The sequence below is a fragment of the Aminiphilus sp. genome, assembly GCF_029975095.1.
GTDB lineage: Bacteria > Synergistota > Synergistia > Synergistales > Aminiphilaceae > Aminiphilus.
The window spans coordinates 1-13,659 of sequence record NZ_JARKPW010000054.1 but is presented as its reverse complement, the minus strand read 5'-3'; the positions used below and the strand labels follow the sequence as shown (position 1 = coordinate 13,659).

The following is a 13,659-nucleotide window of genomic DNA, read 5'->3' as shown; positions in this document are numbered from 1 at the left end:
CGACGGCGTCCCGGTCCTTTCTCGGGCGCGCGGGCGTCGTTCGGCGAAGTTTTTTCCGCTCCGGAACTCAGATGTAGGGTCTCGTGAGGGATTTGGGCTCGCCCCCCAGCGTTCCCAGAAGCTTGACCCCCACTTCCCGGGCGGAGCGGATCGCCTGGCGCACCGCGCCGGAATCCCCGGTGATCATGATGAAGGCCTCGTTCGTCAGAGATGTCCCTTTGCTGGGCGAGCAATAGGCGAAGGCCTCGACTTCGGCGGCCTTGAGAGCCGTGTCGCTGATGACGACGCCGATGCCTGCGGGAGCGCCGAGCACCAAACCGAAGGCCTTACCCAGAGGCGCGCCCAGGGCCTTGTTCAGGCAGTAGCTTGCCCGGGCGGTGTACTGGAGTTCCAGATATCCCACCTCGTTGGCCCAGACGTCGCCGAAGTAGGTGTCCAGGTTCGAGAGCGTGACCTCCACGGCACGGCGGACATCGGAGACGTCCTCGGCGCCGAAGATGATGAGACAGCCGTGACCGCATCCACCCTCGGTGTCCCGGGGCATCTCCGCGGAGACGATCTCCGTGTTCGTCGCCTTCACCGCCTCGTCGGCGGCCATGAGCTGGGGACCTGCGCCGACGCGATCCGAGATGATCCCGATGGAGCGGAAGCGCTTGTCGATGCCCATCTTCTCGTGCAGCGTCGCGTCCACATTGGCGATGACCATGCCGATGGTGTGTCCCATGGCGGTGCCGATGAACTCGGTGATGCCGATGGGCGTGAAGTTCGCCGAGGCGGGCGCCTCCGCCGCAGGAGTGGGAGGCGGCGCGGTCTCGGCCCTGACCTCGGTCTTGTTCTCCGTTCCGAGGCGTTGCAGGACCTGCTCCATGACCTTTTTCATCATCTCCTGTTCGTGCATGGCTCAGTCGCCTCCTAGCTCTCTCGCGGTGACCCCAAGTCGAGCTTGGGCATGAGTTTTTCGGTGTCCATGTGCGGGCGCGGAATGACGTGGACGGACACGACCTCGCCCACTCTCTTCGCCGCCGCGGCTCCGGCATCTACGGCGGCCTTCACGGCCCCCACATCACCCCGGACCATGACAGTCACATAAGCGGACCCGATCTTCTCGTAGCCGATGAGGCGTACGTTCGCCGCCTTGACCATCGCATCGGCCGCCTCGATGGCACCGACCAGGCCGCGGGTCTCGATCATTCCCAAGGCATCTCCGTTCATTTCACGACACCTCCCTAATGTCCCGGGGGCGCAACTTCCCCCTCGGTTCCGAACCCCTTCGCCGATCCCGCTCCGACCCGTTCCGTCGACCGGAGGATCGCACCCCCTCTCCGCCTCGCGCCGTGCGCGAAGACAAAACCCATACCGCAGACAGGGGTGTCGCGCCCTGTCCCGGGCCGAAACATCCGATGCCACGTCTCTTCGTCTCATGGAACCTCGTCCGCCCTGAAAGAGGGAAGCGGTCGTGCCGGTGGCGAACGAGCCGAACAGGGTGTCCTCTCCCCCCTTGGTTTTCCGGAGGATCCGAAAAGCCGGGGGAGGAGAAATTCGGAGGAGCGGGGCGGCGCGGCTGATTTCGCCGCCCCGAGTCGTCGGGGGTGACCGTACGACTCAATCAAAAAAGGCCCCCGCAATTCGCGGGGGCCTTGCATTCACAAAACCGATAAGCGAAGGAGACGAAAACTCCTCCACTTGAAACCGGTCATACCCGCCCGCGCAGGTGAACAGAACCTTCCCAGCCGCGGGCCGATATCCTGACTTCCGTTCATCCTACTCCCGCACCTTCCCGGAGAGAGGCTCTCCAGTGGTTCTGCGGTTTCGTCCCGGTTACAGTGGCGGGGCCGTTCCGGTTTCGCACCGGATTCCCGAACGGCGGCTGTTTGTCTTTGGGAAAAATCGTACAAACAGAACGCCGTGACGTCAATGCGTTTTTTTTTGCTCAAGTCGTGTGCCTGTTTTAGTTTTGAAGAGGGTCTTTATGACAATTCAAAGAAAACTTTTTTCAAGGACGGGAGGTGTGGTCAAAAAAACAAAAGGCATTTTGCGCATGCCGTCACCGGAGGAAAACGCTCCAGAGATGGTGAAGCCCTACGAGTTCTCGTTTCCTACGAGCCGAACGCGAGCGTTTTTCCGAATCCTTTTTCAAGCGAAACCATCGGGAATTTTGTTTGCTCACGCCAGATACCGGATCTTGAAGCTTGCGGGAGTCATGATCTCCTCTCTCCGAACGAAGCGGATTCGAGGTGTCGCCGCGTCGGGATCCCTGGCCATCAGCGCTGGATAGATGCCTCCCTGGCGTTCGAGCAGGCCCCGGGCAACGGCATCCGCGATGGCGCCGGCGTCGAGATCCGGTGCCTCGGGACGGGGGACGACGGCGATTTCCAGGCGGGGATCGCCGTGTTCGTTCTCGATGCGACGCATCTGGAACTCTCCGGTGACGCGTTCGGAGAGATAGGACGTTTCCTCGAAGACGGCTTTTATCTTCGTGACGAAGATCTTTGTTCCGAAGAAGGTAAGCCCGTCGTTGCGCCCCGAAACGAGGACGAAGGGCTGCCTGGACGCCGAAGCCGGATCGAATCCCCGCTCCGCCAGCAGTGCGTGAGGGTCCAGGCCGTGTCGCGCCATTGTGTCCATCATCGCCTCGTACTCCAGCACGAACCCTGCGTCGCCCGAGCGGTAGCGCACGAGCGGCACCGCATTGTGACGGGTCATGACCAGTTCGCCCTCCACGGATTCGATGAAGATGTCCGACGGAGAGTACTGGCAGATGGTGGGCATGGTCTCGAAGCCGAACACGTCTCCGAGCAGGTTGCGCTCGGCGAGGAGCCGCTTGATGGCGACGCAGAGGAGGGTTTCCTTGCCGGCGCTTCGGAAATCCGTGGCACCGTAGCCGGAACTCACCGACGTGAGGTCGCCGTAGGGGTAGCCGAGGAGTTCGTTCATGCGGTCCCGGAAGGTCTCGGAATACCCTTCGCCGATGAGGCGGAGCTTGATGCGGAGGTCCTTCACGGGAATGCCTCGGGCGATGGCGGTTTCGATGATGTTCTTGCCCGTGGCTCCGTAGGAGAAGAGGATGGTCTGTTCAAAGTGTGGAGCGAATTCTCCCAGGACTTCCACGCACTCCGCCTCGTCGCGTCCGGGGGTGAGCAGGGTGATGCATCCTGTTTCGATGCCGATGGCCCGGAAGACGTAGGCGAAGAGCGCGCCGCTCAGGTTTCCTCCCATGAGAAGCCCCAGTACCACCAGGGTGGATGTGCGGCTCACGGCGTATTTCTGTTCCAGTTCCTCCAGGGTGCGCTGCCAATAGCCCTGTTCGACTTCCCGGAGGATGGGCCAGTAGAGATGTTTGCCCGACGACCCCGAGCTGTGGGCGATCATGTGCTTGCCCTTGAGGGTGCCGTCGAGGCAGCGGTCCGTCAGCGGATAGGGCCGGATGTAGTTCGTCTTGTCCATCAGCGGGAGCGTCGCAAAGGTCTCCATGTCGGGGATCTCGGGAACGGTGCCGTACTGCTCCTGGAGAAAACACCGGTAGGCGGGAACCCGCGCCACGGCGGTGGCGTACACATCGAGCGGAAGAGGTTTCATGACAGTCTCACAGTCCTTTCCTGCCGCATGGACATGGGCATGCGGCTTCTCGGTTCGCACCGTCTCAGGCCGTCCGGTTCGGCGTCCTTCGGCGCGTTTCGGTTTTCGGGCGGCAATGGTCTTTGGGGGAGCGTCCGTTCATGGGGTTTCGGTCTCTTCGGCGAGATCGAGCTCGCCCAGGCCCCAGCCCACGCCCTGGGGGACGGTGAGGCGTCCCTCCTCGTAACGGGGTGATTCGGCCACGTTCTTCACGAAGTAGGGGGCCTGGGAAACGTGATCTCCCGGCAGGTTCACTTCGGGCCTGGAGCTGAAGTGCACGTTGGCGGTCTTTCCCAGGGCGGATTCATGCATGCCTCCGCACCAGACGGACACACCCGAGGCCGCGCAGAGCACGGCGATCCGGATCGCCTCCAGATACCCTCCCACCCGGGGGGGTTTCACATTGATCACCAGCCGGGACGGTGCGGAGTACTGCTTCCACAGCGCGATGGCCTGGCGGGCGTGCACGGCGTGGAGGATGCTCTCATCCAGGCAGATGGGCGTGGACAGGTGGGCGAGCCGGACGGCGTGGTCGAAGATGTCGTCGTTTCTGCCCGGTTGTTCGATCATCATGAGACCGAAGGCGTCAAGTTCCTTGAGCCGCGCCAGATGTTCCGGGTTCAGCAGGTCGTAGGCGGCGTTGGCGTCCACCTGGAGCCGGAGGGAAGGATAGCGTTTCCGGATGGCCTCCACGATGGCGAGATCCCGTCCGGGCTTCACTTTCACCTTGACCCGGGCGATGTGCATCTCCTCCACGGCTACGGCCACTTTCCGGAGCACGTCCTCCACCGTGGGTTCGAGCCCCACGCTCGTGCCCGCCTCGACATCGCTCTTGGTTCCCCCCCAGAGGCGGAAGACCGGAACGCCCCGCAGCCGTGCCCGGGCATCCCAGTAGGCACCCTCCACACCGGCCTTGGCCATGGCGTGTCCCACGATCCAGCGATATCGCCCCAGAAAGGACTCCACTCCCGTCACCGGGGCGAGACCCGGTGCGGCGGCGCCGTCCGCCTCGTCCACGCTCTTTCCCGTGAGAGAGGCGGTGAGGTAGCCCAGCGCAACCTCGACACTGCGGTGGCATTCATAGTCGTACCAGGGTGCGGAGAGGGGGGAGCACTCCCCGATTCCCGTCACGGTGGTGCCGTCCTCGGTGCGGAAGGTGATCGCCGGAAAATGGCGCACCAGAGAATCGAAACGACCGAAGGATGTCTCGAAGGGGATGCGAAGGGTCATGCGGCGCGAGAAGACCCGGATTTTCTCCAGAAAAAGCGGCCCATCGTCGTCGAGGATGCCGAGACACGCCGGGGTGAGGCTCCGTTCGTCCAGGATCGTCTCCTTTTGCGGGTTCATGCGATCAGTCCTTTCCGCTGTCCGTCACGAGGTATCGTCCGAATTTCGGAATGTCTCAAGGTTTCGCACGCAGCGGAGTCTCTTCGGGCGAGAGGTTGCGCGCGCTCTCTTCCGTGTCGCTTTCCTCCGCGCCGGAGGAGCGGCTCCGTTTGAGGGAGAGCACCATCCCGGCCAGGCAGATGCCGGTGAAGATGGCATAGCAGAGCTTGGTGGCCCGGAGCATGTCGTCGTACTTCTCCGGAGGAATGCCCTTTACTTGCCCCAGCAGGAGGAGCAGCATGCTGCCGCAGAGAATGACGCTGCACTGCATGCCGAGGTTGCGCATGATGGAGTTCGATGCCGCCGCCATACCGCGTTTGTTCACCGGAACGGATTCAAGGATGATGCTCGTGTTCGGCGCGGAGAAGAAGGAAATGCCCGTGCCGATGAGGGCAAGGGCACCGTAGATGACGACGAAGGGCGTCGTGGTGGAGAGCCAGGAAAGGGCGAAGAGCGCCAGGGCGATCATGGCCATGCCCAAGGACGCCACGAGGGAAGGGGCGATGCGGGACGCGATGAAACCCGCCAGGGGTGAGAAGAAGATCTGCATGAGCGGTTGAAAGAGCGTGATTTTTCCCGTTTCCATGGGAGAGAGCCCTCGGTTGCACTGGAGATACAGGGGCAGGAGATACTGGGAACCATAGGTGGCCATGAAGTTCAGGAACACTGCGATGTTCGCCATGGCGAAGACTTTGTTGGACAGAAAGAGGCGCATGTCGTAGATGGGATGCGCGGTGCGTTTCTGGTGTCGCACGAAGAACGCCAGGGTGACGACGCTGAGCAGGAGCAGCAGTTTTCCCGGAGTAGTGGCCTGCTGATTCGCTCCGGTCTGCAGGCTGATGAGCATCACTGCGTAGGTGAGAATCCCGGGGATGTCGAGCCCTCGGGGTTCTTTCCGGGGGCGCTCCGAGTTTGGCACAAAAAGGAGGAGAACCACGAAGGCCAGGGCACAGCTTATGGCCGCGCTGGTGAAAATGCTCCGCCAGCCGAAGAGTTCCGTGAGGACGCCTCCCACGAAATTGCCCACGGAGTTGCCGAAGTAGACCAAGCCGGAGAGGATGCCCAGGGCGGTGGTGCGGTACTCTTTGGGGATCGCCGTGGTGATGATGGGTGTGTTGGAGACCACCAGCAGGGCCGATCCCACCCCCTGTAAGCCCCGGAGCACCAGAAGCGAGGTAAAGTCCCGGGCGAGGAGGGGAACGAGAAGGTTCGACACGGTGAAGAAGGCGCAGCCGAAGAGGAGTGTCCGCTTGGGTCCGTAGGTGTCGGAGAGCTTGCCGAAAGGAACGATGCAGAGGCTTGAACAGAGCAGGTACAACGACGCCAGAAGGCTCAGGTTTGCGGGATTGACGGCGAACTCCGCGCCGATGGTCTTGAGGGCGATGTTCACCGATGAGGAGAGATAGGTGGAGAGAAAGGACGTAAGCCCCGTGGCGAGGATAACGCCGAAAATACGCCCCTTCGTCATTTTTTGTCTCTGTGAAGAGGTGTGGTGCCTCGCTCTTGACGAAGGCGAGGATTGCCTTGGCAGAATCCTGGTGCAGCAGGATTTTCGTCTCGTCAAGGGTGATGCCGTTCAGGAGCTGCATTTGCAGGGCGTCATGGCCGTCCTTCGTGCTCTCGGGAAAGATTCCCGAATAGACGAAACCGAGCCGGGCCGCTTCTTCGGCGAGGAGGGGAGCGCCCGGATCCTCCAGGTCGATGGAGAGCACCGCACAGGCCACCCCCTGCTCAAGAAGGAGTTCCGTGTAAGCCGCCATTTTGTGCCGTGCCGTCGCCCCTCCCCGAGCCCCAAGGACCGCTCGGTTCCACGTGAGATCCCTCGTGGTGGTCACCAGGTCCTCCCCCGGCTCAGCCGTCCCGGAAAGGCCCTCCGAGGGGGACATGCCGAGCCATCCGTAGGAGGTGAGGATCATCTCCCGATAGCGTTCGGGGAGAAACAGCGTCCGGGGTGTCCGGGGGATGCACTGTTTGTAGTTGAGGGCCGTGGTGACCCTCTCTCCGGGCGTCGCGCCCTCGACGAAGACGGCGGGGCTGGAGGCGAGGCGGAGGCCCACAGTGCGGCGCCCCTCCCGTTCACTGATCTTCTGGGTCGCCACGTGATTCGTGACGGAGAGGGAATAGAGGGACGAAAGGCCGCAGCGGGCCGCATCGTCGTGAGCACAGCGGGAAAGAGCCTGGAAAACGCCTCCTCCGCGGCATTCGGGACGGACGAAGGCGGCACCCATTTCGGCGGTGCTATCCCCGGGGTGCTTTCGGATGATGGCGTAGTGGCCGAAGACTGTTCCCGCCTCATCCACGGCGATCCAGGAGTGCATCTGCCCCGAAAGATTCCACGCCAGCAACTCCAGAGGATAGTAGATCACGTCCTTGTAGGCGTAGCGATAGATGTCGAAGGCACAGGCGGCGACGGCGAAGGCGTCCTCCTCCGTCCGCACGGTGCGGTAGGAGAGTGCGCCCACGGGAACGGGCGCGGAGGATGTCGCGACGAAGCAGGCGGATTCGGTATCCGCGATGGGAGAGGGAAGGTGCTTGGTCATGGTGAGTTCCTGTCCCTCTTTTTCCACATAGCGCCACTGGATGCTGTCCATGAGACGGCGGATGAGAAACGTGCCCAGTCCCTCCAGGATTCCGCTGGCCACATCCTCGGGCCGGAAGGTGGGAAGGCGGTGGAAATCGAAGGGTCTTCCAGGAGCGAGGACCGTGATGTGCAGGGCGTCGAAATCGAACACGACCCGGACGCGCACGTCCTCTCCCATCTCTCCCGGTTTCGCGGAGGCGAAAAGCTGGAGAAGCCCTTCCTCCACGGCGAGTTCCACGTCGAGGCGGATTTTTTCCGCCACGCCCAGGCTCTCGCAGGCTCCGGTGATGAAGCGTTGCGTGGCGAGAAAGCTTGTCAGATGCTGGGGAACGCGTAACTCCGCTTGGTAGATGCTCATGGAATTCGGTCGCTCCTTCCCCTTTTTGCCGGCTGTCTCGAAGTGATTTTCCCTCCCTGATACGCAATGGCGAAATGGGAAAGGGTGCGTTCCAAATTCTTCAGCGCCGGAGTGCGGGTTTTCGCCCCGGATTTCGGTGACAAGCCGTGGGGAAAACACAGTGTTCTGATGGAGCATCGGCGCTCTTTCGCTCCATAATACACATTCCTCCCCCGTGAAGAAAAGGGGGGTGCGCTTCCGGAGCGGAGATTCGTGGTAGACTTCCTCTCGGGCAAATCGTCCCGCATCGATCCGTCAAAAGGAGTGTTTTCCCCATGTCATCCGGCAGAACGCGACAGGATTTCTTCTCTCTCAAGACTTGGGCCGCCCTGGTGACCCTCTATCTTTGCTGGGGGTCCATCTTTCTGGCGAATCGCCTCGCTCTGGAGGGGTTTCCGCCTTTTCTGGCCAACGCGGTACGCTTCTTCGTCGCCGGCGTGATCCTCTACGCATGGCTGCGTTTCCGCGGCGAGCCGCCCATGACGGCAAGAGAGTGGGGGCAGGCGTTCTGGGTGGGAATTCTGCTCTTCATCTGCGGATCCGGCTTCACTACCGTGGGGCAGCTTACGGTCTCCTCGGCCATGACCGCCACGGTGGTCTCCACGGTGCCTCTCTGGGCGGTGCTGGCAAGCTCTCTGCTGGAACGGACCATGCCGGGACGGACGGAACTTCTGGGCATGGCTGTAGGTGTGGCGGGGGTGGTATTCCTCCATCTCGACCAGGGGCTTCGGGGCAATCTCACGGGAAGTCTCTTTCTGCTCGCCGCGGCGGCCACATGGGGCATCGGGTCATCCTTCAACCGTGCTCTGCCGGCGTTCCATCGCCCTCTAGGCTCGGCGGTGCAGATGATCGTGGGAGGCGTGCAGGTTTTCGCCGTGGGTATGTTCCTGGGAGAGCGCCCGGTCTGGCCGCTGCCGCCCGCGGCGATCCTCGGGGCGCTGCACCTGGTGACGCTGGGGTCCATCGTGGGGTTTTCCGTCTACCTCTATCTGCTGCGTACCACCCGCGCCTCCGTAGCGACCAGTTACGCCTTCACGAACCCCGTCATCGCCTCTTTCCTGGGCTGGTGGCTGCTGGGCGAGGCCGTGACGCTCCACCACCTGGCCGCCATGGGCGTCATTCTCGTCGGTGTGGCCCTGGTCCTTCTGGGGCGGAAGAAAACGGGGACGGCCGGTGACGGAATGCCCCTCGACAGGTGCCCCGAAGAGGCTGTTGCCCGTCACTGAGAAGTCCGGTTTTTCGCTGCGAAGCGGGCCAGATATTTGCCATGGTCCCTTTCATGGGGTTCGTAGGGGCCCTGAAAATGCGGACTTGACACGAGAAAATCCGCCGTGGCCTCGTTGAAGGCCGAGGGCACGTCGTAGAGAACCGCCAGGCGCAGAAGCGCCTTGATGTCCACGTCGTGGGGATGCGTTCCCAGAGGGTCGATGAAGAAAATGAGCAGATCGATGGTCTTTTCGGCGATGGCCGAGCCCATTTGCTGGTCTCCTCCAAGCGGGCCGCTGCGGAAACGGGAGACGAGGAGATTCGGATAGGTCTCCGTGAGTAACCCGCCGGTGGTTCCCGTGGCGAAAAGATGGTGCGGTTCAAGGGCCGTCAGGTGTTTTCCCACCCATTTCAAAAGATCGGATTTGCATTCGTCGTGGGCGATGAGGCCGATGCGTTTCATGCTCGCTTCTCCTTTCTGCGGTTTCGAAGAGATTCCTCGGAGAAATTTCCTTCCGGATACCACCTCCATTTAAGGCCAAAAACGAAAAAAATCAAAGCCTCCAAAAGCGAGACGCTTCGGGCTACGGTGCTTGTGTCGAAAAGTGACGTAAGGCGTATTGCCGATGGAAATTGTCTCCACGGCCTCCAGTTTCGTGTCTGGAGATCCGCCGCCGAAGCGTTCGTTCGTCGGTTCCTGAAAAAGTGCGGCTAGTCGCCGCAGACGGCCGCCGAACACCATGAAACCCTTTTTGCACAACGTGACGTACACAACTGAAGCAAACATGCCTTAAGGCATGTTTGCTTCAGTTGTGCGGGGGATGTGTATGCATTTAAGTGTCATGCTGCTTTTGCAGATGGGCTTCTCAAAATCGAAAAGGAGTGGCAGAATACGGAGAAATTTTTTTTCGATTCCGAGAGGTGGTTGAACAAATGGTTCGAAGCGATGAAATTGCCAGGCAGGGACTCTACGATCCTGCCATGGAGCGGGACAGTTGCGGGCTCGGTCTCGTGGTGTCCGTCAACGACGACGTCTCCCATCGTATTGTGACGAGAGCGCTGGGGATTCTCCGGCGTCTGAGCCATCGAGGCGCGGTGGATGCCGACGGCAGCACCGGAGACGGTGCGGGAATTCTTCTGCAGATTCCGCACGCCTTTCTCGCTGAGGAGATGGCGCTCCGGGGTGTCGTGCTTCCCCCTCCGGGTGACTATGCGGCGGGCATGCTCTTTCTGCCCCGATCCCCCCAGATGCGGCTTTTCTGCGAAGGGCGTTTCGAGCGGGTGGCTCGCGAGGAAGGACTCTTGCTGCTCGGCTGGAGGGAACTTCCCGTGGACGAGAAAGCCTGCGGCGCCGCGGGGAGAGCCAGTCGTCCCGCCATTTGTCAGGTGTTTTTGCTCCGAGGTGCACTGTCCCGGGAGGAATTCGAGTGCAAGCTCCTGGTGGTTCGGAAACGGGCGCAGCGTGAAATCGCCGCGTCCGGAAGGGACGGCGCGGATGCATTCTACGTGTGCAGTCTCTCCTCCAGAACCATGGTTTACAAGGGGCAACTTCTGGGCAGCACACTCGATGCTTTCTACCCGGAGCTGCGTGATATCAGGGTTCAATCCGCGCTGGCCATGGTGCACGAACGGTACAGTACGAACACCTTTCCTCAGTGGAAACTTGCCCATCCGTATCGCTACCTCGCTCACAACGGAGAGATCAACACCATCCGAGGAAACGTGAACTGGATGCACGCCCGGGAGGGGGTGATGCACGCCGCAAACTTCGGTGAGGACTATCGGAAACTTTTCCCTGTCGTCGAGCATGGTGGCAGTGACTCCGCAAATCTGGACAATGTGTTCGAACTTTTTCTCAGGGGAGGACTGGCTCCCGAAATGATTCTCATGTTTCTCATTCCCGAGGCGTGGCAGGGCAACCGGCTCATGGATCCGGACAAACGGGCCTTCTACGAGTACCATGCCCGGATGATGGAGCCCTGGGACGGTCCGGCGGCACTGCTCTTCTCCGACGGTGTCGTGGCGGGGGCCGTCTCGGACCGGAACGGGCTGCGCCCGCTCCGCTATCTTGTCACCGACGAGGGCGAGGTGATCATGGCCTCCGAGGCGGGGGTGGTGGACCTCGCTCCGGAGCGGATTCTCCGGAGGGGAATTCTCGGCCCGGGGACGATGTTCTTGGTGGATACGGGGCGGAGGTGCATCCGCGAGGACGAGGAGATCCGCCGGGACATCGTCCGCCGGAAGGATTTTCTCGCCTGGACCGAGGCGAACCGGCGAACTCTCGCCGCTTTTAGGGGACTGGGTCAGGAGCGGGTGATGCATCCCCATCTTTTGGCGGTGCGACGCCGGATCTTCGGCCTCTCCGGGGAGGTCATGGCGGAAGAAGTGCTTCCCATGGCTCTTTTCGGGGAGGAAGCCATCGGTTCCATGGGAGGAGACATTCCTCCGGCGATGCTCGCGGAGGGACCCGTGTCTCTCTTTGATTACTTTCGACAGTCCTTCGCCCAGGTCACCAATCCACCCATTGATCCCATTCGGGAGCGGACGGTCATGTCTCTGACGCAGTATCTCGGGGGACATGGAGATCGCCTGGACGAGGCGGAAATGGAAGAGCGCCCCTATGTGGAACTTTCCAGTCCCGTTCTGAGCAACGGAGAAATGGCGGACCTGCGCAATCTGGACGCCCAGGGGTTCCGGTCCCGGGTTCTGCCCATGACCTTCCAGTCCGACGGTGGTCCGGGAGAACTGGAGCGTGCTCTGGACATCCTCTGCGACAGGGCGGAGTCCAGTGTGCTTCGGGGAGACACGATTCTGGTGCTGAGCGATCGGAACATCGGCCTTTACGCGGCACCCGTTCCGAGCCTACTTGCCCTCGGTGCCGTGCACGCTCACCTGGTGCGGAAGAAACTGCGCACCAGAGTGGATCTCGTGGTGGAGGCGGGGGATGTGTGGAACGTGCATCACCTCGCTCTTCTCGTCGGGTTCGGCGCCAAGGCGGTGAATCCCTATATGGTCTTCGAAGGACTCCGGGAGGCGTTCCGGGAAAAGGCTTCACCGGAGGGAATGTCCTTCGATGCGCTTTGCGGGAACTGCGTGGCGGCACTGGATCTCGGATTGTTGAAGGTTCTCGCCCGCATGGGTATTTCGACGCTCCAGAGCTACCATGGGGCACAAATTTTCGAAATTCTCGGTTTGGCCGATGCGGTGGTGCATCGTTGTTTTCCCGGGACACCTGTCCGTCTCAAGGGAATTTCTTTCGACGTTCTGGCCGAAGACGTGCTGAAGCGGCATGGAATGGCCTATGAAACGCTGAAGGACGGGGTGGCGGAAACGGAGCCGGACCGGTTCTTCTTCACCGGAGCATTGGCGAAGGAGCTGCGCCTGGCCTGCCGGGAGAAGGATTATTCCCGCTTTCTTCGCTACACGGCGGAGGTGGAGCGCCGACAGCCCCGTTTCGTGCTTCGTGGGCTTCTGCGCTTTCGTCCGGGTGTTTCCGTTCCCCTGGAAGAAGTGGAAAGCGAGGAACATCTTCTCGCTCGTTTCACCAGCGGAGCCGCCTCGGTCGGCTCCATCAGTCCCGAGTGTCACGAGACACTTGCCTGCGCCATGAATCGTCTCGGAGGACGGAGCAACAGCGGCGAGGGAGGCGAAGATCCGTCCCGAAACACCCCCGACGGGACGAGGTCGACGCGCAGTGCCACGCGGCAGGTCGCCTCGGGGCGTTTCGGAGTCACCCTCTCCTATCTTGTGCATGCCGAGGAGATTCAGGTCAAGATGGCTCAGGGAGCCAAGCCGGGCGAAGGCGGGCATCTCCCGGGGACCAAAGTGACACCGGAGATTGCGAGAATCCGTCACACCGAGCAGGGAACGGATCTCATTTCGCCGCCGCCGCATCACGACATCTACTCCATTGAGGATCTGGCGCAGCTTCTCTACGACCTGCGCAACGTCAATCCGGGCGCACGGATGAACGTGAAACTCGCCTGTCGGGCCGGCGTCGGGACCATTGCCGCAGGGGTCGTCAAGGCCCATGCGGATGTTCTGGCTCTTTGCGGTTGCGATGGAGGAACGGGAGCCGCTCCACTCAGTTCCATGCGCTCGGTGGGGTTTCCCTGGGAGGTGGGGCTCGCGGAAACGCAGCAGACGCTTCTTCTCAACGATCTGCGCAGTCGGGTGATCCTTCAGGTGGAAGGACGCATGATGACCGGGCGGGATGTCGTGACGGCGGCACTGCTGGGAGCGGAAGAATTCGGTTTTACCACGGCGGCGCTCGCCGTCTGCGGCTGCCTTCTTTGCAGGCAGTGTCATCGCAATCGCTGTCCCGTGGGCATCGCCACGCAGGATGCGGACAAGCGGTCCTGTTTCACCGGGAGAGCGGAGGATCTGGAGACGTTTTTCCGCTACCTCGCCCGGCAGGTGCGGGCGCTGATGGCGGAACTGGGATTTCGTCGTTTCGAGGACATGGTGGGACGTG

Annotated in this window: 9 protein-coding genes, 1 pseudogene and 1 riboswitch; of the genes and pseudogenes, 3 read left to right on the top strand and 7 right to left on the bottom strand. The window is 61.7% G+C overall.

Annotated features, from left to right (window positions below; all coding sequences use genetic code 11):
* Nucleotides 1-67: 67 nt before the first annotated feature.
* The 5 genes from pduB to Q1K49_RS03425 all read right to left on the bottom strand — a co-directional run bounded on the left by pduB (nucleotide 68) and on the right by Q1K49_RS03425 (nucleotide 6,469).
* On the bottom strand, nucleotides 68-898 hold the full coding sequence (gene pduB / locus Q1K49_RS03445) for a propanediol utilization microcompartment protein PduB (protein WP_300522836.1): 831 nt from the start codon (nucleotides 896-898) through the stop codon (nucleotides 68-70).
* Nucleotides 899-912: 14 nt separating this feature from the next.
* Complete coding sequence (locus tag Q1K49_RS03440) at nucleotides 913-1,212, bottom strand: BMC domain-containing protein (protein WP_213692533.1); 300 nt, start codon at nucleotides 1,210-1,212, stop codon at nucleotides 913-915.
* A gap of 505 nt (nucleotides 1,213-1,717) precedes the next feature.
* A riboswitch (cobalamin riboswitch) is annotated at nucleotides 1,718-1,912 on the bottom strand.
* A 251-nt stretch (nucleotides 1,913-2,163) separates the two neighbouring features.
* Entirely contained in the window at nucleotides 2,164-3,576 is a 1,413-nt protein-coding gene (locus Q1K49_RS03435) for a hypothetical protein (protein ID WP_300522832.1), read from the bottom strand.
* A gap of 138 nt (nucleotides 3,577-3,714) precedes the next feature.
* A complete protein-coding gene (gene menC, locus Q1K49_RS03430; RefSeq protein ID WP_300522830.1) occupies nucleotides 3,715-4,962 on the bottom strand; it encodes an o-succinylbenzoate synthase in 1,248 nt (415 codons plus the stop codon).
* Between the two features lie 55 nt (nucleotides 4,963-5,017).
* A complete protein-coding gene (locus Q1K49_RS03425; RefSeq protein WP_300522828.1) occupies nucleotides 5,018-6,469 on the bottom strand; it encodes an MFS transporter in 1,452 nt (483 codons plus the stop codon).
* 509 nt (nucleotides 6,470-6,978) lie between these two features.
* Here Q1K49_RS03425 and Q1K49_RS03420 point away from each other — a divergent pair.
* Nucleotides 6,979-7,104: a hypothetical protein gene (locus Q1K49_RS03420; protein WP_300522825.1), complete on the top strand. Its 126-nt coding sequence runs from the start codon at nucleotides 6,979-6,981 to the stop codon at nucleotides 7,102-7,104.
* 488 nt (nucleotides 7,105-7,592) lie between these two features.
* On the opposite strand, the pseudogene Q1K49_RS14850 reads toward Q1K49_RS03420, so the two are convergent.
* Nucleotides 7,593-7,940, bottom strand: a pseudogene (locus tag Q1K49_RS14850) (ATP-binding protein); the annotation flags it as partial.
* A 314-nt stretch (nucleotides 7,941-8,254) separates the two neighbouring features.
* On the opposite strand from Q1K49_RS14850, the gene Q1K49_RS03410 reads away from it, so the two are divergent.
* A complete protein-coding gene (locus tag Q1K49_RS03410; RefSeq protein WP_300522820.1) occupies nucleotides 8,255-9,205 on the top strand; it encodes an EamA family transporter in 951 nt (316 codons plus the stop codon).
* Here the strand turns inward: Q1K49_RS03410 and Q1K49_RS03405 are convergent.
* Nucleotides 9,199-9,648 carry a methylglyoxal synthase gene (locus Q1K49_RS03405; RefSeq protein ID WP_300522818.1) on the bottom strand — a complete coding sequence of 150 codons (450 nt, stop codon included), beginning with the start codon at nucleotides 9,646-9,648 and terminating at the stop codon, nucleotides 9,199-9,201. The genes Q1K49_RS03410 and Q1K49_RS03405 overlap by 7 nt on opposite strands.
* A gap of 470 nt (nucleotides 9,649-10,118) precedes the next feature.
* Between Q1K49_RS03405 and gltB the strand changes: the two genes are divergently transcribed.
* The coding region (gene gltB / locus Q1K49_RS03400) for a glutamate synthase large subunit (RefSeq protein ID WP_300522815.1) at nucleotides 10,119-13,659 on the top strand (3,541 nt) is incomplete at its 3' end.

Coding starts and splice junctions, on each gene's coding strand:
- Q1K49_RS03440 (WP_213692533.1), bottom strand. CDS start 1,212: ATGAACGGAGATGCCTTGGGAATGATCGAGACCCGCGGCCTGGTCGGT.
- menC (WP_300522830.1), bottom strand. CDS start 4,962: ATGAACCCGCAAAAGGAGACGATCCTGGACGAACGGAGCCTCACCCCG.
- Q1K49_RS03425 (WP_300522828.1), bottom strand. CDS start 6,469: ATGACGAAGGGGCGTATTTTCGGCGTTATCCTCGCCACGGGGCTTACG.
- Q1K49_RS03405 (WP_300522818.1), bottom strand. CDS start 9,648: ATGAAACGCATCGGCCTCATCGCCCACGACGAATGCAAATCCGATCTT.
- Q1K49_RS03435 (WP_300522832.1), bottom strand. CDS start 3,576: ATGAAACCTCTTCCGCTCGATGTGTACGCCACCGCCGTGGCGCGGGTT.
- pduB (WP_300522836.1), bottom strand. CDS start 898: ATGCACGAACAGGAGATGATGAAAAAGGTCATGGAGCAGGTCCTGCAA.
- Q1K49_RS03410 (WP_300522820.1), top strand. CDS start 8,255: ATGTCATCCGGCAGAACGCGACAGGATTTCTTCTCTCTCAAGACTTGG.